Annotated in this window: 17 protein-coding genes and 1 pseudogene; 8 read left to right on the top strand and 10 right to left on the bottom strand. The window is 64.9% G+C overall.

Translation table 11 applies throughout. The features are described from left to right. Positions 1–45 precede the first annotated feature (45 nt). On the bottom strand, positions 46–1065 hold the full coding sequence (gntR, locus tag LOY45_RS12405; protein WP_258579210.1) for an HTH-type transcriptional regulator GntR: 1020 nt from the start codon (positions 1063–1065) through the stop codon (positions 46–48). A gap of 206 nt (positions 1066–1271) precedes the next feature. Here gntR and LOY45_RS12400 point away from each other — a divergent pair, with 206 nt between their 5' ends. After that, entirely contained in the window at positions 1272–1811 is a 540-nt protein-coding gene (locus LOY45_RS12400; protein WP_115086487.1) for a gluconokinase, read from the top strand. A gap of 99 nt (positions 1812–1910) precedes the next feature. Next, the gene (locus tag LOY45_RS12395; protein ID WP_134062498.1) at positions 1911–3263 is read left to right on the top strand and encodes a GntP family permease; all 1353 of its coding nucleotides are present in this window, start codon (positions 1911–1913) and stop codon (positions 3261–3263) included. A 109-nt stretch (positions 3264–3372) separates the two neighbouring features. Here LOY45_RS12395 and yiaY read toward each other — a convergent pair whose 3' ends face one another. The 3 genes from yiaY to LOY45_RS12380 form a co-directional block, all read right to left on the bottom strand. Beyond that, the gene (gene yiaY / locus LOY45_RS12390) at positions 3373–4521 is read right to left on the bottom strand and encodes an L-threonine dehydrogenase (RefSeq protein ID WP_115086486.1); all 1149 of its coding nucleotides are present in this window, start codon (positions 4519–4521) and stop codon (positions 3373–3375) included. A gap of 71 nt (positions 4522–4592) precedes the next feature. After that, on the bottom strand, positions 4593–6155 hold the full coding sequence (gene ilvA, locus LOY45_RS12385; RefSeq protein WP_258579209.1) for a threonine ammonia-lyase, biosynthetic: 1563 nt from the start codon (positions 6153–6155) through the stop codon (positions 4593–4595). 180 nt (positions 6156–6335) lie between these two features. Next, entirely contained in the window at positions 6336–6764 is a 429-nt protein-coding gene (locus tag LOY45_RS12380) for a PACE efflux transporter (protein WP_115086484.1), read from the bottom strand. A gap of 98 nt (positions 6765–6862) precedes the next feature. Here LOY45_RS12380 and LOY45_RS12375 point away from each other — a divergent pair, with 98 nt between their 5' ends. From LOY45_RS12375 to LOY45_RS12365, 3 genes and pseudogenes are all read left to right on the top strand, one after another. After that, positions 6863–7756 (top strand): LysR substrate-binding domain-containing protein, encoded by an 894-nt coding sequence (locus tag LOY45_RS12375; RefSeq protein WP_233673443.1) that lies wholly within the window; start codon positions 6863–6865, stop codon positions 7754–7756. Positions 7757–7989: 233 nt separating this feature from the next. Further along, positions 7990–9663: pseudogene (locus LOY45_RS12370) on the top strand (NfrA family protein); the annotation flags it as partial. Then, the gene (locus tag LOY45_RS12365; RefSeq protein ID WP_233673444.1) at positions 9663–10385 is read left to right on the top strand and encodes a DUF4434 domain-containing protein; all 723 of its coding nucleotides are present in this window, start codon (positions 9663–9665) and stop codon (positions 10383–10385) included. The pseudogene LOY45_RS12370 and the gene LOY45_RS12365, both read left to right, overlap by 1 nt. Positions 10386–10400: 15 nt before the next feature. Here the strand turns inward: LOY45_RS12365 and LOY45_RS12360 are convergent, their stop codons facing one another. Continuing rightward, entirely contained in the window at positions 10401–11699 is a 1299-nt protein-coding gene (locus tag LOY45_RS12360; protein ID WP_115086480.1) for an ATP-binding protein, read from the bottom strand. 6 nt (positions 11700–11705) lie between these two features. Further along, the gene (locus LOY45_RS12355; protein WP_115086479.1) at positions 11706–12407 is read right to left on the bottom strand and encodes a response regulator; all 702 of its coding nucleotides are present in this window, start codon (positions 12405–12407) and stop codon (positions 11706–11708) included. A gap of 156 nt (positions 12408–12563) precedes the next feature. Between LOY45_RS12355 and LOY45_RS12350 the strand changes: the two genes are divergently transcribed. The 3 genes from LOY45_RS12350 (at position 12564) to mobA (ending at position 17519) form a co-directional block, all read left to right on the top strand. Then, positions 12564–13742, top strand: a complete 1179-nt coding sequence (locus LOY45_RS12350) for an efflux RND transporter periplasmic adaptor subunit (protein WP_233673446.1) — start codon at positions 12564–12566, stop codon at positions 13740–13742. An 11-nt stretch (positions 13743–13753) separates the two neighbouring features. After that, complete coding sequence (locus LOY45_RS12345) at positions 13754–16882, top strand: efflux RND transporter permease subunit (RefSeq protein ID WP_134062488.1); 3129 nt, start codon at positions 13754–13756, stop codon at positions 16880–16882. A 61-nt stretch (positions 16883–16943) separates the two neighbouring features. Further along, positions 16944–17519: a molybdenum cofactor guanylyltransferase MobA gene (gene mobA / locus LOY45_RS12340; RefSeq protein ID WP_115086476.1), complete on the top strand. Its 576-nt coding sequence runs from the start codon at positions 16944–16946 to the stop codon at positions 17517–17519. 77 nt (positions 17520–17596) lie between these two features. Here the strand turns inward: mobA and LOY45_RS12335 are convergent, their stop codons facing one another. From LOY45_RS12335 to LOY45_RS12320, 4 genes are read right to left on the bottom strand one after another with little or no spacing between them, the layout of a single operon-like run. After that, on the bottom strand, positions 17597–18025 hold the full coding sequence (locus LOY45_RS12335) for a MarR family winged helix-turn-helix transcriptional regulator (RefSeq protein WP_115086475.1): 429 nt from the start codon (positions 18023–18025) through the stop codon (positions 17597–17599). Next, entirely contained in the window at positions 18018–19094 is a 1077-nt protein-coding gene (gene hemE, locus LOY45_RS12330) for a uroporphyrinogen decarboxylase (RefSeq protein ID WP_115087102.1), read from the bottom strand. Before hemE ends, LOY45_RS12335 begins: the two co-directional genes overlap by 8 nt. 44 nt (positions 19095–19138) lie before the next feature. Further along, the gene (rpe, locus tag LOY45_RS12325; RefSeq protein ID WP_115086474.1) at positions 19139–19822 is read right to left on the bottom strand and encodes a ribulose-phosphate 3-epimerase; all 684 of its coding nucleotides are present in this window, start codon (positions 19820–19822) and stop codon (positions 19139–19141) included. Between the two features lie 12 nt (positions 19823–19834). Then, entirely contained in the window at positions 19835–20761 is a 927-nt protein-coding gene (locus LOY45_RS12320; protein WP_115086473.1) for an alpha/beta fold hydrolase, read from the bottom strand. Positions 20762–20770 lie beyond the last annotated feature (9 nt).

Below are 20770 nucleotides of genomic sequence, written 5' to 3'. Positions count from 1 at the left end.
GCAAGCACTATGACATCACCGTGCAACGCCCGCCGACTGGCGGTTTCAGCTGCTTTCGCGAACCATCAGCTCAAACCCCAGGTCCTGGCTTTGCACTTGCCCACGTTTGCCATCGAGCAGGCCCAACAGCGCCTGCGCGGCGCAACGGCCAATGGCGGCGCGCGGGGTGCGAATCGAGGTCAGGCGCGGGACCATGTGCGCCGAGGCAGGCAAGTCGTTGAACCCGACCATCGCCACTTGCTGCGGCACCTTGATGCCCTGGCGCAGGGCTTCGAGAATGGCGCCCTGGGCCAGGTCGTCGTTGCAGAAGAAGATGCCGTCGACGTCGGCATGGCGCTGCAGCAACTGCGCGAACAGCTCACCACCCAGGCCGATTGAAGAAGGCTGCGGCGCCAGCATTTCCCGGGCGTGGGCATCCATACCGGCCTCGGCAAGGGCCCGGCGAAAGCCCTCGGCGCGCTGCATTACCCGCGGATCAAGCTGCGCGGCGATGAAGCCCGGGCGCTTGCAGCCACGCTCAAGCAGATGCCGCGCCGCCGCCCTGCCCGCTTCCTGCTGAGAGAAACCCACCGACATGGCCTGGGCCTCACCGCCCAGCTCCATCATGTGCACACAGGGCACACCACTGGCGGCCAGCATCTGCTTGGCCACGTCGCTGCGATCAAAACCGGTGAGCAGGATGCCACGCGGCTGGTAGGCCAGGTAGTTGCGGATCAGGTTCTCTTCTTCGGCGATATCGTAGTGATAGTTACCGATCAGCACCTCAAGCCCACGGGGCCGCATCACCTCGTGGATGGCCTCCAGGGTGTCGATGAACAGGTGGTTGGACAACGACGGGATCAATACCACGATCGACTGGCTTTGTGCCGAGGCCAGTGCCCGTGCTGCCGGGTTGGCCACGTAGCCAAGGCTGGCGGCGGCGACCTGGACCTTCTCGACCAGCTCCGGTGCCACCGTGCTGACCCCGCGCAACGCACGCGAAGCAGTAATCGGGGAAACCCCGGAAAGCCTGGCCACTTCAGCCAGGGTGGGACGACCGGTAGTACGGGAGCCGATGCGGGTCATGACAGGTTTTATTTTCGACTTGCAAAGAATGGGGAACGGGCACTAAGGTAGCGCTGTCTCAGACCACAGGCAATGCAAAACTGCATGAGCCCAGGAATGAGCATCCAGACTGCTTTTACAAGATCAATAACATCTGGGTGGGAAGCGCTCGAGACATTAGCCGTCTCGCTTCAAGATAGCGCTATCTTGCCCTGCAGGAGGTACCGATGAATCCCCCCTTGTCCGCAATCGTGGTAATGGGCGTAGCTGGCTGCGGCAAGAGCTGCGTCGGTGCCGCCATCGCCAGCCATAGCGGCGGCCGCCTGATCGAAGGCGATGCCTTTCACCCTGCTGCCAACATCCAGAAAATGAGCGCCGGCATTCCCCTGGACGACGACGACCGCGCTGGCTGGTTGATCCTCCTCGGTGAAGAACTGCAACGGACCCTCAAAAGCGGCGCACGGCCGATCCTCACGTGCTCGGCGCTGAAGAAGCGCTACCGCGATGCCCTGCGCCACGCCGTGCCGGACCTGGGCTTCGTGTTCCTCGAACTCACCCCGCAAGAAGCCGAACGCCGGGTACTGGCCCGCCCCGGCCACTTCATGCCCGCCAGCCTGATCGAAAGCCAGTTCGCCGCCCTCGAACCGCCTCATGGCGAGCCGCTGACCCTGCCCCTGGACGCCACCCTGCCGGTGGACAAGCTGGCCATCGAGGTGGACCAGTGGCTAAAGCCCTGCGGTGAACCGCTGCTGGCGCGAACGGCCTGACCCTGGCTGTTTTCTCGGCTCACCCAAGATAGCGCTGTCTCGACCCGTAAACGCTGCAAATGTTCCGCCCACAAAAATGACAATACGAGGCACTGAACCATGTTTGGTTTGGCAACTGATACCTACCTGCTGCTCGATGCAGTCGTCACCATCATCGGCCTGGTGCTGCTGATTACCCACTTCAAGGTCCACCCTTTTGTCGCCCTGACCCTGGCCGCCGGCTTTCTCGGCCTGACCTCCGGCATGCCGGTGGCCAAGGTGATGAAATCGTTCCAGGACGGTTTCGGCGGCGTGCTCGGCTTTGTCGGCATCGTCCTGGCCCTGGGCACCATGCTCGGCAAGCTGATGGCCGACTCTGGCGGCGCCGACCAGATCGCCCAGACGCTGATCCGCGCTTTCGGCAAACAGAAAGTGCACTGGGCAATGATGTTCGCCGCCTTCCTGGTGGGCATTCCGCTGTTCTTCGAAATCGGCTTCGTATTGCTGATTCCATTGGTGTTCATCGTCGCCCGGCGTTCCGGGGTGTCGCTGATCAAGATCGGCATTCCGCTGCTGGCCGGGTTGTCGGTGGTCCACGGGCTGGTGCCGCCGCACCCGGGGCCGCTGCTGGCCATCGGCATCTTCAATGCCGACATCGGCAAGACCATTTTCTACGGGCTGATCGTCGCCCTGCCCACGGCGATCATCGCAGGTCCCCTGTACGGTAACTTCATCTCCAAGTACATCCCGGGCAATCCGAACAAGGAGCTGATGGACCAGATCGCCCGCGAGTCCGACCAGCAGAACCTGCCAAGCTTCAGCATCACCCTGATCACCGTGCTGCTGCCGGTGTTCCTGATGCTGCTGAAAACTTTCGCCGACGTGGTACTGCCGGCCGAGCATATCGTCCGTCAGTGGATGGACCTGATCGGCCACCCGATCAGCGCCCTGCTGGCGGCCCTGCTGCTGGCGTTCTACACCTTTGGCGCGGCGCGCGGGTTTTCCCGGCAGCAGATCATGAAGCTGCTCGATCAAAGCCTTGCGCCCACCGCGGCGATTATCCTGATCGTCGGTGCCGGTGGTGGCTTCAAGCAGATGCTGGTGGATACCGGCGTGGGTAATGTGATCGGGCAGATGGCCGTGCAGGCCGAGATTTCACCGATCATGCTGGCCTGGCTGGTGGCGGCGGTGATTCGTATCGCCACGGGCTCGGCGACGGTGGCAACCATCACCGGGGCCGGGATCGTCGCGCCGGTGATCGGCATGATTCCGGGGGTCAACCGTGAGTTGCTGGTACTGGCGACCGGCGCGGGATCGTTGATTCTGTCGCACGTCAACGATGCCGGCTTCTGGCTGGTGAAGCAGTACTTCAACATGACCGTGGCCGAGACCTTCAAGACCTGGAGCATGATGGAGACCATCCTGTCGGTGGTCGGGATCATCTTTATCATGCTGCTGTCGTTGGTGGTCTGAATATCTGCGGGCTGCTGCGCAGCCCATCGCTGGCAAGCCAGCTCCCACAGGTTCGGTGTGGGAGCTGGCTTGCCAGCGATGCAAGGCAACGCCTTGCTAGTACATCAGATCAAAAAGCTGCCTTGAAGATCGCCTCGATCTCCCCCTGACTGGCCACCCGCGGGTTGGTCAGGCCGCAGGCGTCCTTCAGGGCATTGCTGGCCAACGTCGGAATGTCCGCCTCCTTCGCCCCCAGCACCGCCAACCCCGCCGGGATATCAATGGCCCGCGACAGGTTCTCGATCGCCGCCAAGGCCGCAGCGCTGCCCTGCTCGGCATTCATGGCGCCGACCTCCACGCCCATGGCCTTGGCCACATCACGCAGGCGCGCCGCACTGACGCTGGCGTTGAAGCGTTGCACATGGGGCAACAGCACCGCATTGCAGACACCATGGGGCAAGTCATAGAAACCGCCCAACTGGTGGGCCATGGCATGCACGTAACCCAGGGAGGCATTGTTGAAGGCCATGCCGGCGAGGAACTGGGCGTAGGCCATGTTCTCCCGGGCCTTGAGGTCGCTGCCGTCGGCCACGGCCTGGCGCAGGTTGGCGCTGATCAGCTCGATGGCCTTGATGGCGCAGGCATCGGTGATCGGCGTGGCGGCCGTCGAGACGTAGGCTTCAATGGCGTGGGTCAGCGCATCCATGCCGGTGGCCGCCGTCAGGCCCTTGGGCATGCCGACCATCAGGGCCGGGTCGTTGACCGACAGCAGTGGCGTGACGTTGCGGTCGACGATGGCCATTTTCACGTGGCGCGCTTCGTCGGTGATGATGCAGAAACGGGTCATTTCGCTGGCCGTACCGGCCGTGGTGTTGATGGCAATCAACGGCAACTGCGGCTTGGCCGACTGATCAACCCCTTCGTAGTCACGGATATGCCCGCCGTTGGTGGCGCACAGGGCAATGCCCTTGGCGCAGTCATGGGGCGAGCCGCCGCCCAGGGAGATCACGCAGTCGCAACGCTCGCGTTGCAACAGCGCCAGGCCCTGCTCGACGTTGGCGATGCTCGGGTTGGGCTTGGCGCCATCGAAGATCGCCGAGTCGATGTCGCGCATCGCCAGCATTTCGGCAATGCGCTCGGCAATCCCGGCCTTGGCCAGGCCCGCGTCGGTGACGATCAGGGCCTTGCGCAGGCCGTATCCGGCAATGGCAGCCATCGCCTCTTCGAGGCAATCGATGCCCATGATGTTGACGGCGGGAATGAAAAACGTGCTGCTCATGGCGAGATCCTCATGCAATGTACCTTTGCCTTGAGGATCCGCCTGTCTGCCCTGCTCCGTGTTGATCTGAGTCAGCCGAGGAACAGCCGGTAGGCCGGGTTGTCGCTTTCGTCCCAGTAGCGGTAGCCCATGGCGTCCAGCGCCTCGGGCAGGCTGGCCTGTTCGTCCTGCGGCACTTCCAGGGCGGCAAACACCCGCGCCTCGGCGGCGCCGTGGTTGCGATAGTGGAACAGGCTGATGTTCCAGCGTTTGCCCAGGCGCTCGAGAAAGCCCAGCAAAGCCCCCGGACGCTCGGGGAATTCAAAGCGCAGCACGCGCTCGTCCGCCCCCGGCCCGGCATGCCCGCCCACGGTGTGGCGCACATGCAGCTTGGCCAGTTCGTTGTCGGTCAGATCGAGCACCGTGTAGCCCTGCTCGCGCAGGCTGGCCAGCAGCTTGTCGCGCGGGTCGGTTTGCGGATGGGTCTGCACGCCAACGAACAGCCGCGCCTCTTTGCCCGGGTAGTAGCGGTAGTTGAACTCGGTGATCTGGCGCTTGCCCAGGGCCTGGCAAAAGGCGCGAAAACTGCCCGGCTGCTCTGGGATTGTCACAGCGATGATCGCTTCGCGCTGCTCGCCAAGTTCCGCCCGCTCGGCCACATGACGCAGGCGGTCGAAGTTGACATTGGCACCGGAGTCGATGGCCACCAGGGTCTGGCCCTGCACGCCTTCGCGGGCCACGTACTTCTTGATCCCGGCCACCGCCAGGGCACCGGACGGCTCGGTGATCGAACGGGTGTCGTCGTAGATGTCCTTGATTGCCGCGCACAGCTCATCGCTGCTGACAGTGATGACCTCGTCGACATAGTGGCGGCACAGCTCAAAGCAATGCGCGCCGATCTGCGCCACCGCCACGCCCTCGGCAAAGCTGCCGACCTGGGCCAGCACCACCCGCTCGCCGGCGGCCATAGCGGCCTGCAGACAGTTGGAATCATGCGGCTCGACGCCGATCACCTTGACCTCGGGGCGCAGGTATTTGACGTAGGCAGCGATGCCGGCGATCAAGCCGCCGCCACCGACCGGCACGAAGATCGCATCCAGCTCGCCCGGTTGCTGGCGGAGGATCTCCATGGCCACGGTGCCTTGGCCGGCGATCACGTCCGGGTCGTCGAACGGCGGCACGAAGGTCGCGCCTTCGCTGTCGGCCAGCTTCAGGGCATGGGCCAGGGCGTGGGGGAAGCTTTCGCCGTGCAACACCACCTGGCCACCGCGCGAACGCACGCCTTCAACCTTGAGTTCAGGGGTGGTGGTCGGCATAACGATGGTGGCGCGCATGCCCAGCTCGCGAGCCGCCAGGGCGACACCCTGGGCATGGTTGCCGGCCGAAGCGGTGATCACCCCGCGCTGGCGCTGGGCCGAGCTCAGGCGACTGAGGCGGGTATAGGCACCGCGGATCTTGAAGGAAAAGGTCGGTTGCAGGTCTTCCCGCTTGAGCAGCACCTGGTTGCCCAGGCTGCGCGACAGGGCCGGCGCCGCTTGCAGGGGCGTTTCGATCGCCAGGTCGTAAACCGGGGCCGCAAGAATGCGCCGCACGTAGTCGGACAGCAGGTTCAGCGGCGCGGACGGTGTACGGGGGCTAACGGCAAGGCTGGTCATCGGTGACTCCTGGTTTTTTTAAGTGCCCAGGAGAGAGAGAGAAAGAACCCGCCTCCAGGGCGGGTTCGGTGCAAGTGTCAGCTAGCCCGCCAAAACGATAATGGCGGTAATAATGCTGTGCTGAGACGACTGCAGGAATGTGTTCATGCCCACGAAACTAGCGCAGCCGCCCGGGCAAAGTCAAGCCGGCTCACGCGCAGAATCGGGCACATCGAACACCCGGTCGAAGGCCCACTGGAAGACAAAGGCATAGCCGAAGAAGAACACGAACAGTGCCAGGTTGGTCAACAGCGCCGCCCACAGGCTGATCTGCAGCCAGCCGGCCACCACCGGCAAGAGGATCAGCACCAGCCCGCCTTCAAAGCCCAGCGCGTGGAGAAAACGCCGCCACAGCGTGCGCTGGCGTTGGGCCTGGCGCGCCTCCCAGTACTCGAACGCCCAGTTGTAGAACATGTTCCAGGCCAGGGCCACCGCCGAGAGAATCAGCGACAGCACCGTGGAGTGGGCCATGCCGGCATCGAAGGCCCAGGACAAGACCGGCGCCACGCACAGCACGGCGATGGTTTCGTAGAGAATGGCCTGGACGATCTTGCGCGCCTTGCCTTGCATGTCCGGCTCCCTGAGCGTCAATGAAGCCCCACCCTAGCCGCGTTGAGGCGCCGGTTCAATTGAGCTAAATTGAGCCTCCCTCAATTGGCTTGAGCACCGTGTTCGCCAAACTGCCCCTGACTGCCCTGCGCACCTTCGAATCGGCGGCCCGCCTGGGCGGCTTCAAGGCTGCCAGCGACGAACTGGCGGTCACCCCGGCGGCGGTGTCGCACCAGATCAAACGCCTGGAGTCGCACCTCGGCCTGCTGCTGTTCGAGCGCAGCAGCCAAGGTGTCAGGCTCAGCGAAGCCGGCGAGCGTCTGTACCTGCAGGTGCACCAGGGCCTGGCCAACCTGCAGCGCAGCGTCGATGCCCTGCAACCGCCGTGCGATCGCCAGCAACTGACCTTGACCACTACCGCGGCCTTTGCCAGCGCGTGGCTGATCCCGCGGCTGGGTGATTTCCATCGCCGCCACGCAGACATTCAAGTGCGGGTGCTGACCGGCAGCGAGGTGGTCGACCTGCAGCGCGAGCACCGTTTCGACCTGGCCTTGCGTGCCGAATTCAATCCTGACCCGGCGTTGCAGCGGTTGCCGTTGCTGGCCGAGCATTTCTCGGTATACACCCCGCCCGGCTGGCAGCCGCTGCCTGCCAATCTGCCCCTGTCGTTGATCGAGGTGCCGTGGGTTTCGGTCAGTGGCGTGGTCATCGACTGGGCCCGCTGGTGTGCATTGGCCGGGTGTGAAGACTGGCTGCTGCGGGCGCGTTTTCATCACTATGACGATGAGCACCATGCCCTGCAGGCGGCCGCTGCCGGCTATGGGTTGGTGCTGGCCAGCAACGTGCTGGTGGCCGACAGCGTGCGCCAGGGTTTGCTGCAACCGTGGCGCGCTGAGGTGCGCTTGCCGGCCGCGCAGTACAGCGCGGTGTGGTTGCCGGGCCGCGAGCGCGAGCCTGCGCTGCGGGCGTTTCTGGATTGGCTGGGCAGCGCTATTTGCTCCGCACCGAATTAAATCCGTTCAAACTCGCGCACAAATTGATTACCCTGCTGCGCCTCTCGGCTTGCAACCCCCCTATCCCAGCCCCTTGGCAGAAGGAGGAGACCCGGCTCATGCTCGCGGTTCTCGACATGCATCAGGACGATGCCGCGCTACCTAAGCGGGTCAGTCATCACTCTATCAACCAGCACCTGCGTGGGCCGATGCAACTGGCCAGCGTCCTGCTGTGGTTTTACGCCGCTCCCAGCCTGGCCGACAGCGGCCCGTGCGAGCAACTGCGTCAGACAACGCCCGCTTACCCTGTCGACGTCAGTCAGTTGCGCGCCCTGGGCGACTGCGCCATGCCCGAGCGCCCCGGTGAAGCGGTGGTCTACTACCAGGCCGCCGAAGACCTCGGCGACAGCGGCAGCCGCCTGCCGCTGGCCCAAGCCCTGGAAGCCTCGGGTGATTCCATTGCCGCCTTGGCGATCTGGAAAAGCCTGGCCGACAGCGAGTGGACCGCCAGCGCCCGCCTTACTGCCGCGCGCAGTGCGCTGAATGCCGACAATTCTTACCTGGCGCACACCTATTGGAAACAGGCAACGCCTGTAACGGCCGATGACTGGGCGCTAGGCGCCGCCATCGCCCAGCGCGAACTCCAGGAGCAGGATGCCATGGACTACCAGCGCCAGGTCCTCAAGCAGCAGCCCCGCGCCGATCGTTACTACGCCGCAGCGGTAACCGCAGCGCAATCTGGCCACCTGCAGCAAAGCACCGCCTGGCTCGCCGAAGCCGTGCGCCTGGCACCGCAGCAGCCGCGCTACAGCGCCGACTACGGCATGCGCCTGGCAGGCGCCGAAGATCAAGCGACCCGAGCCCGCTCGATCCCCTACCTTGAGCGCGCCACCCGCGCCCTTCCCGAGGACTACCGGATCGGCGAAGCCCTGGCCTGGCGTTATGTCGAAGTGGAAAACAACCGCGCTGCACGCAAGGCGCTGCGCCGGGTACTGGATGTCGAACAGGAACTGGTCGACGGTGACCAGGTGTTCGGCAGCCTGGCCGCGCGCACGTACCATCAGCGCCGGGTTCACGAGGCATTGTCGCGGCGCGACAGTATTACCCTGGCAAGCACCTGGGCACCCGCCGGGATGCCGACCAACGACAACGTTCGCGATGACCGTAAAGAGCGCCGTGGCACCTCGCAGAACGTGCAAATGGCGATGTGGGATCACGCTCTGGGCGACGAGCCGAGTCGCAACGGCAGGACGCTTTCGGTCTATGGCCGGGTGCTGTTCGCAGGCACTGGCCGCACCGACTACGCGCACAGCATGGGCACCGGTGTCGGCCTGCGCTACAAGCCCTTCGGTACCCGCAACATCAACCTGTACAGCGAGCTTTATCACCAGCGCCAGATCGACGATGCCCAGTACGGCGGCCTGACCCTCGGCCAGTTGATCAGCCCGAGCAAGGTCGGCGACAACTATGGCGACCTGCGCGGCCACGCCGAAACGAGTAACGACCTGCTGCTGCGCGCGACCGCCTCGTTCCTTGACCAGGGCAAATGGCGCAACGACTGGCGGGCTGACGAGGACGAGTGGGACGAGCGCTTCCTTTACCACGACGCCGCCTGGTGGACCCGCGCAGGCGATCACCAATGGCTGTCGCGCTACCAGCGCGGGCACACCTGGAAGCTGCCCAGCGACACGGCGCAAACCCTGATGCCGTACGGTTTTCTCGAGTTCTCAAGCCAGGACCCGAGCAACGACTGGCGACAGGACCTGCGCACGGGTCTGGGCCTGCGCTGGCAGTGGTGGTTCGACGATGACCGCTACAACGCCTATCGCGGCTCGCTGAAAGTACGCGCCGAATACCAGCAATCGCTGGGCGGCAATCTTTATGAACATGCCAACGGCCTGTTGCTGGGTGCGGAGTTGACCATTTGATGCGCCGCTTGATCGCTGTGCTGCTGTTCGCCCTGAGCCTGTCGGCAACGGCTGACGAACACCTGTTCTACCAACCGCTGGAGCGCGACGCGCAGCTGAGCCAGGCGCAATGGCGCACACTGTGGAAAGCCGCCGCGGCCCAGGGCGGCAAGACCCTGATCGTGCAATGGAGCGCCTACGGCGCCAACGACTTCGGGGGCGCCCAGGGATGGCTGGCCAACACCTTGCGCCTGGCCCACGAACAAGGCCTGCAGTTGGTGCTGGGGCTGTACCGGGACGCGGCCTACGATCAGCACATCGACGAACTGGACGGTGTCGGCCTGATGGCTTACTGGCAAACCCAGCTGGGCAAGTCCCTGGCCCAGCAACGCAAAGTGCGCGAACAGTGGCAACTGCCTGTTACAGGCTGGTACCTACCGATGACGGTAGACGACCTGCACTTTCACAGTGCTGATCGCCGCCAGGCGCTATACACCCAGTTGCAGGCCTTCAACCGCCGCCTCGATGCGCCCCTGCATATCAGCGCTTTCAGTACCGGACGCCTGAGCCCGGCAGTCAACGCCCGCTGGCTCGAGCAACTGGCCAGCCTCAAGCTGCGGGTCTGGTGGCAGGATGGCCTCGGCAGCTCACGCCTGGCTCCATTGGTACGCCAGGGTTACCTGGACGCCCTGCCCGCGAGCATCGATATCGTCACTGCGCAAGCACCCCTTGTTCCACACTGAGGCCAGGACATCCCATCAACCGCGTGGCAGCCTGATCTTGAACTGCGCGCCACCCAGCGCCGACTGCCCCACCGTCAGCGTGCCGCCCTGGCCTTCAATGGCCCGGCGGCTGATCGCCAGGCCCAGGCCGAAGCCGCCGGTGGTGCGGTCGCGGCTGCGGTCCAGGCGGTAGAACGGCTGGAAGATCAGCTCGCGCTGGTCGTGGGGGATGCCGATGCCGTTATCCTCCACGGTCAGCAGGCAATGGCCCTGGGGGTCGAGGCTCAGGCGCAGGAGGATCTGCCCGTCGCAGTAGCGCATGGCGTTGCGCACCAGGTTCTGTAAAGCGCGGGCGGTCAGGCGCGGGTCGAGGATGAAACGCGGCAGGTTGTCGTCGGCGCGCACCTGCCACTCGATGCCGCGGCCATCGAGTTCCTCGGCAAAGCTGCCGAGGATGCTGTCGACCAGTTCCAGCAGCGACACCTCGACCCGCTCGCGGGCCTGATCGACGTTCTGCAGGCGGCTGTAGGACAGCAGTTCAAGCACCAGTTCATCCAGCTCGCGCACATGCCCGACCAGTTCCAGCAGGCGCTTGCGGCAGTTCGGCGGCACCTCGTCGAACAGCAGCACCAGGCCGAAGTCCAGGCGGGTCAGTGGCGTGCGCAGTTCATGGGACACGGCATTGAGCAGCTCGCGCTGCTGGGTCAGCAGGCGCTCGACGTCCTGGGCCATGGTGTCGAACACCTGGGCCAGTTCGCCGATGTTCGAGCGCGGCGGAATATGGGTGCGCTCCGACAACTGGCCCTGGCCCAGGCGTCGGGCGGTTTCCTTGAGCCGTTCGAGGTCGCGCCAGTGCGGCCAGACCCAGAACAGCAGGCAACCGAGCAGGGCGGCGCCAATCAGGACGGTCACTACCCAGGACAGCAGGCTGATGTCCAGCGGGTCGGGCGGGTTGCTCAGCTCCACCAGCCAGGTGTCGTCCAGCGGCGCCAGGGCGGTTTCGTAATAGCCCCAATCCCCCAGGCGCACGACGTTCTGGCCGGCGTTGAGACGGTCACGCTCCTCGTACGACAGGCCGATCTGATCCTGGCGGCGCAACTCGATCTGCAGCGGCGCGAAATCCGCCGCCAGCTCCCTGGCCTTGGCCGGCCATTCACTGGGCGGCACCTGCTCGAACTGCTTGACGATCAACCGCTGCACGCCCCGCGCCTGGTCGAGGTTGTAGGCGATGAAGCGCTGGTGAAAGGCGCCGACGATGGCATCCGGGATCAGGAAGATCGCCCCGGCATAGGCAACGATGGTGATCAGGTACAGGCGGATGAGGATCTTCAGCATGGGCCGCTAGAACTCCCACTCGACGCGGCTGAACAAGTAGCCCTTGCCCCACACGGTCTTGATCTTGCGCGCTTCGCCGGCGCTGTCGTCAAACTTGCGCCGCAACTTGGAAATCGCCACGTCCACCGAGCGGTCGGTGCCGTTGAACTCGATGCCGCGCAATTGCTGGAGGATGCGGTCGCGGCTGAGCACCACGCCGGCATTGCGCGCCAGCACCACCAGCAGGTTGAACTCGCCGCTGGACAGCTCCACCGGCTGTTCGCGCCAGAACACGTTGCGCTCGGCCAGGTCGATGCGCAGGCCTCCGACCACGATCAGGTCGCTCTCAAGTCGCGGTTCATTGATGCAACTGCGGCGCAGCAAGGTGCGCACCCGGGCCAGCAGCACCCGCGGCTCGCAAGGTTTGGTCACGTAGTCGTCGGCGCCCATTTCCAGGCCCAGCACCTGGTCGTGGCTGTCATCGCGGGCGGTCAGCATCAGGATCGGCAGGGCCTGGGACTCGGCGCGCAGCAAGCGGCATACCTGCAGGCCATCGAGGCCCGGCAGCATCAGGTCGAGGATCACCAGGTCCGGCTTGTTGCGCCGGGCTTCGGCCAGGACATGATCGCCACGGGCAATCACGCTGACGCTGAAGTCGTTGCGCTGCAGGTAGCTGGCGATCAGTTCGGACAGGGCGCAGTCATCTTCGACCAGGAGAATATTGGGCATGGGTAGTTTGACAGGCTGGGAAAGTCAGGCAGGATATAAGAGCTCAAGCGCTCGCTGGGTAAAGCTTCACACTTTTTTACATATGGCCTACACAGCTTAACTGTTGCCCGTCGGTCGCCTGCCTTAGCATTGCCGGGTCATTTTCGGAAGATCCGCATGTCCAGTACAAGTCCCGTCCGTCTGCGCGCCCTGGTGCCGCTGTTGTTGATCACCTTCGCCCTGAGCGCCTGCGACGATAAATCGCCTGCCGAAGAAAAGGCCCCGCCAAGCGCAGTCAAGGTCGAGACCGTGCGCGTCCAGCCGCTGGCGATCACCACCGAGCTCAATGGCCGCATCCTGGCCCCACGGACCGCCGAGGTGCGCGCGCGGGTCGCAGGCGTGGTGCTCAAGCGCGTGTACCGTGAAGGCAGCGACGTCAAACAGGGCGATGTGCTGTTTCGCATCGACCCGGCGCCGTTCCAGGCCGACTTCGACAGCGCCCGCGCAAGCCTGGCCCGCGCCGAAGCCACGCTGTTCCAGGCCCGCTTGCAGGACCAGCGCTATCGCGAACTGATCGGTATCAATGCGATCAGCCGCCAGGAGCATGACAACGCCCGCGCCGCCTTCCTGCAGGCCGACGCCGATGTCGCCGCAGCCAAGGCCGCCCTGGAGCGGGCCAAGCTCAACCTGGGCTACGCCACCGTCACCGCGCCGATTTCCGGACGCATCGGCCGTGCCCTGGTCACCGAAGGCGCCCTGGTGGGACAGAACGAAACCACGCCGCTGGCAACCATCCAGCAACTGGACCCGATCCATGCCGACGTTACCCAGTCGACCCGCGAGCTCAATGCCCTGCGCCGCGCCTTGCGTGCAGGTGAGCTGCAGCAGGTGGGCCAGGACCAGGCCAGCGCAACGCTGATCCAGGACGACGGCACCCCCTACCCGCTGCCGGGCAAGCTGTTGTTCTCGGACATCAGCGTCGACCCGAGCACCGGGCAGATCACCCTGCGCAGCGAGTTCCCCAACCCGGACCTCGACCTGTTGCCGGGCAGCTTCATCCGCGTGCGCCTGGAGCAGGCGGTCAAGCAGCAAGGCATCAGTGTGCCGCAGCGGGCCATCCTGCGTGACAGCGCCGGCAATCCGAAGGTAATGCTGGTGGATGCCGAACAACGCATCAGCGAGCGTTCGGTGGTCCTGGGCAGCGTGCAGGAAGACCGCTGGATCGTCAGCGACGGCCTGGCCCCCGGTGACCGGGTGGTGGTCGAAGGCCTGCAGCACATCAGCGCCGGCGACCAGGTAGAGGTCGACAACGCGGGCAAGGACGCCCTCCCCATCGTTCAGTCCAACGGCCAGTGAGGGCCTGATTCATGCCGCAGTTTTTCATTGACCGCCCGGTCTTCGCCTGGGTGGTTGCCTTGTTCATCCTGCTTGCCGGCGCCCTGGCCATCCCGCAGTTGCCGGTGGCCCAGTACCCCGACGTGGCGCCGCCGCAGGTGGAAATCTACGCCGTGTACCCGGGCGCCTCGGCGCAGACCATCGACGACAGCGTGGTCAGCCTGATCGAGGAAGAGCTCAACGGTGCCGACAACCTGCTCTACTTCAGCTCGCAAAGCAGCCTGGGCAGCGCCACCATCACCGCCACCTTCGAGCCGGGCACCAACCCGGACCTGGCCCAGGTCGACGTGCAGAACCGCCTGAAAGTGGTCGAGTCGCGCCTGCCGCGCCCGGTCACCCAGCAAGGCCTGCAGGTGGAGAAAGTCTCCACCGGCTTCCTGCTGATGGTGACCCTCACCGCCATGGACGGCAGCCTCGATGAAGTCACCCTGAGCGACTTTCTCGCCCGGAACGTGATGAACGAGATCCGCCGCCTCAAGGGTGTCGGCAAGGCGCAGCTGTATGGTTCGGAACGGGCCATGCGCATCTGGATCGACCCGGCCAAGCTGATTGGCTTCAACCTGACCCCGGATGACGTCAACGACGCGATCGCGGCGCAGAACGCCCAGGTGGCGCCAGGCAGCATTGGCGATCTGCCGGGTACCGGCACTCAGGAAATCACCGCCAACGTGGTGATCAAGGGCCAGTTGAGCACCGTGCAGGAGTTCAAGGACATCGTCCTGCGCGCCAACCCGGATGGCTCGACCGTGACCATCGGCGATGTCGCCCGGGTCGAGATCGGCAGCCAGGAATACCAGTACGGCACCCGCCTCAACGGCAAGCCGACCAGCGCCTTCAGCGTGCAGCTGTCGCCCGGTGCCAACGCCATGGAAACCGCGACCCTGGTGCAAGCCAAGCTCAACGAGCTGTCGCGCTACCTGCCGCCGGGGGCCAAGTTCGACATCCCCTACGACACCTCGCCGTTCGTCAAGGTCTCGATCCAGCAGGTCATCACCACCCTGCTCGAAGCCATGGCCCTGGTGTTCGCGGTGATGTTCCTGTTCCTGCAGAACATCCGCTACACCCTGATCCCGACCCTGGTGGTGCCGGTGGCGCTGATGGGGACCTTCGCGGTGATGCTCTCGCTGGGCTTCTCGGTCAACGTGCTGACCCTGTTCGGCATGGTCCTGGCCATCGGTATCCTGGTCGACGACGCCATCGTCGTGGTGGAGAACGTCGAGCGGATCATGAGCGAGGAAGGCCTGGCGCCGCGCGAGGCGACGAAAAAGGCCATGAGCCAGATCAGCGGCGCCATCGTCGGCATCACCCTGGTGCTGGTGGCGGTGTTCCTGCCGATGGCCTTCATGAAAGGCTCGGTGGGGGTGATCTACCAGCAGTTCTCGGTGTCGATGGCGGTGTCGATCCTGTTCTCGGCGTTCCTCGCCCTGAGCCTGACCCCGGCCCTGTGCGCGACCCTGCTCAAGCCGATCGCCAAGGGCTCGCACCACGAGAAAACCGGCTTCTTCGGCTGGTTCAACCGCCGCTTCGAAAGCCTGACCAATGGCTACCAGCGCTGGGTCATCCAGGCGCTCAAGCGCAGCGGCCGCTATCTGCTGGTGTACGTGGTGCTGGTAGCCGGGCTGGTGTACGGCTTCAGCCAACTGCCCTCCTCGTTCCTGCCCACCGAAGACCAGGGTTACACCATTACCGACATCCAGCTGCCGCCGGGGGCCAGCCGTGCCCGCACCGAACAGGTGGCAGCGCAGATCGAGGCGCATAACGCTACGGAACCTGGCGTCGGCAACAGCACCCTGATTCTCGGTTTCAGCTTCTCTGGCAACGGCCAGAACGCGGCGCTGGCGTTCACCACCCTCAAGGACTGGTCCGAGCGCGGTAGCGATGACAGCGCCCAGTCCATTGCCGACCGCGCCAACGCCGCCTTCAGCCAGCTCAAGGACGCCATCGCCTACTCGGTGCTGCCACCGCCGGTGGATGGCCTGGGTACCTCCAGCGGTTTCGAGTTCCGCCTGCAGGACCGTGGTGGCCTCGGCCACGCCGGCCTGATGGCTGCGCGTGACCAGTTGCTCGCCGCCGCCGAAAAGAGCCCGGTGCTGGTCAACGTACGCGAAAGCGCCCTGGCCGAAAGCCCGCAGGTGCAGCTGGAAGTCGACCGCAAACAGGCCAACGCCCTGGGCGTATCGTTTGCCGATATCGGCAACGTGCTCAACACCGCGGTAGGCTCCAACTACGTCAACGACTTCCCCAACCAGGGGCGCATGCAGCGCGTGGTGGTGCAGGCCGAAGGCGACCAGCGCAGCCAGGTCGACGACCTGTTGAAGATTCACGTGCGCAACAGCAACGGCAAGATGGTGCCCCTGTCGGCGTTCGTCCAGGCCAAGTGGATCACCGGCCCCGTGCAACTGACCCGCTATAACGGCTACCCGGCCATTGCCGTGTCGGGCGAGCCGGCACCGGGCCACAGCTCCGGTGAGGCGATGAACGAGATCCAGCGCCTGGTCGATCAACTGCCTCAGGGCATGGGCCTGGAATGGACCGGATTGTCGCTGCAGGAGCGCCTGTCCGGGGCTCAGGCGCCGATCCTCATGGGCCTGTCGCTGCTGGTGGTGTTCCTGTGCCTCGCGGCGCTGTACGAGAGCTGGTCGATCCCGACCTCGGTACTGCTGGTGGTGCCGCTGGGCGTGCTTGGCGCGGTGATTGCGGTCAGCCTGCGCGGGATGCCCAATGATGTGTTCTTCAAGGTCGGCCTGATCACCCTGATCGGTCTGTCGGCGAAGAACGCCATCCTCATCATCGAGTTCGCCAAGAGCCTGGTCGATGAAGGCCACGACCTGGTCGACGCCACCGTGAAGGCCGCGCGTTTGCGCTTGCGGCCGATCGTCATGACCTCGCTGGCGTTCATTCTCGGCGTGGTGCCCCTGGCGATTGCCAGCGGTGCCAGCTCGGCCAGCCAGCAGGCGATCGGTACCGGGGTGATCGGCGGCATGCTCAGCGCCACCTTGGCGGTGGTGTTCGTGCCGGTGTTCTTTGTCGTGGTGATGCGCCTGACCGGCAAGCGCCGGGCCAAGGGCCAGACGCCTGCGCCAGTGGCCAGCGACAGCTGATCTGGACAGACCGCGGCGTGCATGGGAAGGTGATCGGCTGATACCGCCAGGAACCCTGACCATGCCCGCCGCCCCTCCTCCCTGCTCCATCCTCATCCTTGCCGGTGGCCGCGGCCAGCGCATGGGCGGCCAGGACAAGGGCCTGCTCGACTGGCAGGGCCAACCGCTGATCGCCCACATCCACGCCGTGGTGCGGCCCCTGACCGACGACCTGATCATTTCCTGCAACCGCAACCAGGACCGCTACCGGCCCTATGCCGACCAGTTGGTGGGGGATGCCGAAGCGGACTTTCCCGGGCCCCTGGCCGGGGTATTGGCGGGGCTGGCGGTTGCACGGCATGACTGGCTGCTGGTGCTGGCCTGTGACGCGCCGTTGATCGACAGTGCGTTGATACTCGAGCTGATGAGCCTGGCCAATGACCAGCAGCAACCGGCGATGGTTCGCCAGGGTGGTTACTGGCAGCCGATGTTCAGCCTGATTCCCCGTGCCTTGCGCGCTGATTTTCAGCAGGCCTGGGCTGATGGGGATCGGGGCGTGCAGCGCACCTTGCGCCAGCATCCGGTGCGGGCGCTGGAGTGCGCCGAGGGAGACCCGCGCCTGAGCAATTTCAATACTCCGGAGTTTTTGCGCAACTAGTCATCGCGGGGCAAGCCCGCTCCCACAGAGGTTGTGTGGTCCTGTGGGAGCGGGCTTGCCCCGCGATGAGGCCAGCTTCAGCGCAACCGCGACCGGATCCGGTGGCACACATCCAGCACCTGTTCCACCTCCCCCTCGCCCAGGTCGATCTTGCAGGCCATGTTGCTGAACACCTGTGCGGCCTCGGCCTTGAGCTCGCGGCCCTTGTCGGTCAGCAGCAGGTTGCGCCGGCGGCGGTCATTGGGGTCGAGGTAGACGGTGAGGAAGCCGTTGTCGGCCAGGCGCTTGACGATCGGCGTCAGGGTGCCGAGGTCGAACAGCGTCAGCTCGCTCAGGGCGCTGATCGAGACATCGTCCTGGCCCCATAACCCGGCCATCACCAGCAGTTGCGGGTAGGTCACGCCGCGCTTCTTCAGCGGCTCGGCGTAGTCACGGACCATGGCGTTGGCCGTCGAGTACAACGAGAAGCACAACATCCGGTCGAAGTCGAAGGTCGGGTCAAGCATAGGCACCTCCGCGCACACGGCTGAATTCATGCACGGCATTCACCAGCGTTGCCACCGCCTCTGGCGAGGTGGCCGGCGAGATCCCGTGGCCCAGGTTGAACACATGGCCAAAGCCCGCGGCCGGCGGCCCGAAGGCCTGCAAGGTACGCTGCACTTCACGGCGGATACAGGCTTCATCGCCCAGCAAGACGCTGGGGTCGAGATTACCCTGCAAAGCCACGCTGTTGCCCACCAGCTGCCGGGCCATGCCCAGGTCGCAGGTCCAGTCCAGGCTCAGGGCGTCGGCGCCGCTGTCGGCCATCTCGGCCAGCCACGGGCTGCCGCCCTTGGTGTAGAGGATCGACGGCACCCGCTGGCCGTGGTGGGTCTTGTGCAGGCGCGCCAGCACCTCGCGCAGATAGAACAGCGAAAAACGCTGGTAGGCGCCATCGGCCAGGGCCCCGCCCCAGGTGTCGAAAATCATCACTGCCTGTGCGCCGGACTCGATCTGCGCATTGAGGCTGCTCGCCACTGCCTGGCTGGTGACCTGGAGTATGCGCTGGAGCAGTTCCGGGCGGCGGTAGAGCATCTTCTTGATCAATTGGAAATCACCCGGCGGACCGCCTTCGACCATGTAACAGGCCAGGGTCCAGGGGCTGCCGGCAAAGCCGATCAGCGCCACCTTGGGGTCCAGCGCCCGGCGGGCCTGGGCGACAGTCTGGTACAGGTAGTCCAGTGCTTCGGGCTCGGGCACGCGCAGGCGCTTGATGGCCTGCTCGTCACGCAATGGATGACGAAAACGCGGGCCTTCGCCCGCGCCGAAGTACAGGCCCAGGCCCATGGCATCGGGCACGGTGAGGATGTCGGAGAACACGATTGCCGCGTCCAGGTTGAAGCGGCGCAACGGTTGCAGGGTGGCTTCGGTAGCGAAGTCCGGGGTTTTCGCCAGGCTCAGGAATGACCCGGCGCGGGCCCGCAGCTCACGGTACTCGGGCAGGTAGCGCCCGGCCTGGCGCATCAGCCAGACCGGCGTATGCGCTGTCGGCTGACGCAGCAAGGCCTTGATTAAGGTTGTAGTGTGCAAGGACAGGTAACTCGTACTGGATTCGCGAGAATCGTTGGAAAGACCGCCTATCAGTGGCGGTTGGGCAAAGCGTGGGCAATCTCGCGGCGCAAGGCCTCGATGGTAGCGCGATAATCGCTCTGGGCAAAAATCGCTGTTCCGGCGACGAACATGTCGGCCCCGGCGGCAGCCACCTGGCCGATGGTTTCTAGGTTGACGCCGCCGTCCACCTCCAGACGGATCGCCCGGCCACTGTCGTCGATCAGCTTGCGCGCTGCGGCAATCTTGGGCAATACCGAAGGGATGAACTTCTGCCCGCCAAAGCCCGGATTGACCGACATCAGCAGGATCAGGTCGAGCTTGTCGAGCACGTATTTCGCGGCGTCCAGGGTACTGGCCGGGTTGAACACCAGGCCCGCCTTGCACCCCAGGTCCTTGATCAGCTGCAGCGAGCGGTCCAGGTGCAGGGTGGCCTCGGGATGGATCGAGATGTAGTCGGCGCCGGCCTCGGCGAAGGCCTGGATCATCGCGTCCACCGGGGTGACCATCAGGTGCACATCGATCGGCGCGGTAATCCCGTGGCTGCGCAGTGCCTTGCAGAACTGCGGCCCCATGGTCAGGTTGGGCACATAGTGGTTATCCATCACATCGATATGGATGACATCGGCACCGGCGGCCAGTACCTGCTCGGCTTCAGCGCCAAGGCGGGCAAAATCGGCTGCCAGAATCGACGGTGCAATCCAGAACTCTTTCACGGGTGTACTCCATTACTCATTGACTAATCGTTGCCGCGGCCCCGCTTCACGTTGAAGCAGCGCGGCGTTGATCTGCTCGATCAAGGCCGTGGTGGGCTCCTCCAGGTGAAAATGATGACCGCCATCGTGCCAGTGCACCTGGGTGGCCCAGGGCAAGGCGTTTTTTCTTTTATCGAACGGGGTACCGGCAAACAGCCCCTGGCGCCCGAGCAGCAGGTGCAGCGGGCATGTGATCTGGCGCAGGAAATCGCAGGCCTGGCGCTCGGTCAGTGGCATGGCTTCGGGCAACACCAGGCGCGGGTCATGGCGCCAGCGGTAACCGTCGCCGACGCTGAGCAGATCGCGCATGGCCAGCAGTCGCGCGCCCTCGGCGCAGAGGGCGCCGTCGATGCTGTTGCGCCGCTCGCTGATTGCCGCTTCAAGGCTTGCGAACTGCGCCGTCTGCGGCGCCGAAAAACCATGCAGGCGGGTGCGCAAGGCCAGGCGCAGCAGGCGCTGGGACTTTTTCAGGTGCTCGACGGTGTCTTCCTCGGCGATGGTAAAAGGCGCGCCCATTCCATCGATGAACACCATGCAATCGATCGACTTGTTCATCGCCGCCAGAATCGACGCCACGCCGGTACCCATGGAGTGGCCCAACACCGAAAAGCGCTTCCAGCCCAGGCTTTCGACCAGGGCGTTCATGTCGTCGGCGTGCTCCCACAGGTAGTAGCCGCTGTCACCGCGGCGATGCTCGGAACGCCCATGGCCGGCCAGGTCCGGGGCCACCACGAAGCATTCCTCGAGCAGCGGCGCGATCCGCTCGAACGATGCCGCGTTGTCCAGCCAGCCATGCACGGCGAGCACCGGGTGGCCGCTTTCATTGCCCCAGATGCGCAAGGCGAAATGGTTGCCGTTGACGTCCAACGATTGATCGCGACCTCTGTTGCCCAGACTCATATCCGTACA

Source organism: Pseudomonas wadenswilerensis (assembly GCF_024749185.1).
Classification (GTDB): Bacteria; Pseudomonadota; Gammaproteobacteria; order Pseudomonadales; family Pseudomonadaceae; genus Aquipseudomonas; species Aquipseudomonas wadenswilerensis.
The sequence above is the reverse complement of the archived record's forward strand: the minus strand, read 5'-3'. Positions and strand labels throughout refer to the sequence as shown.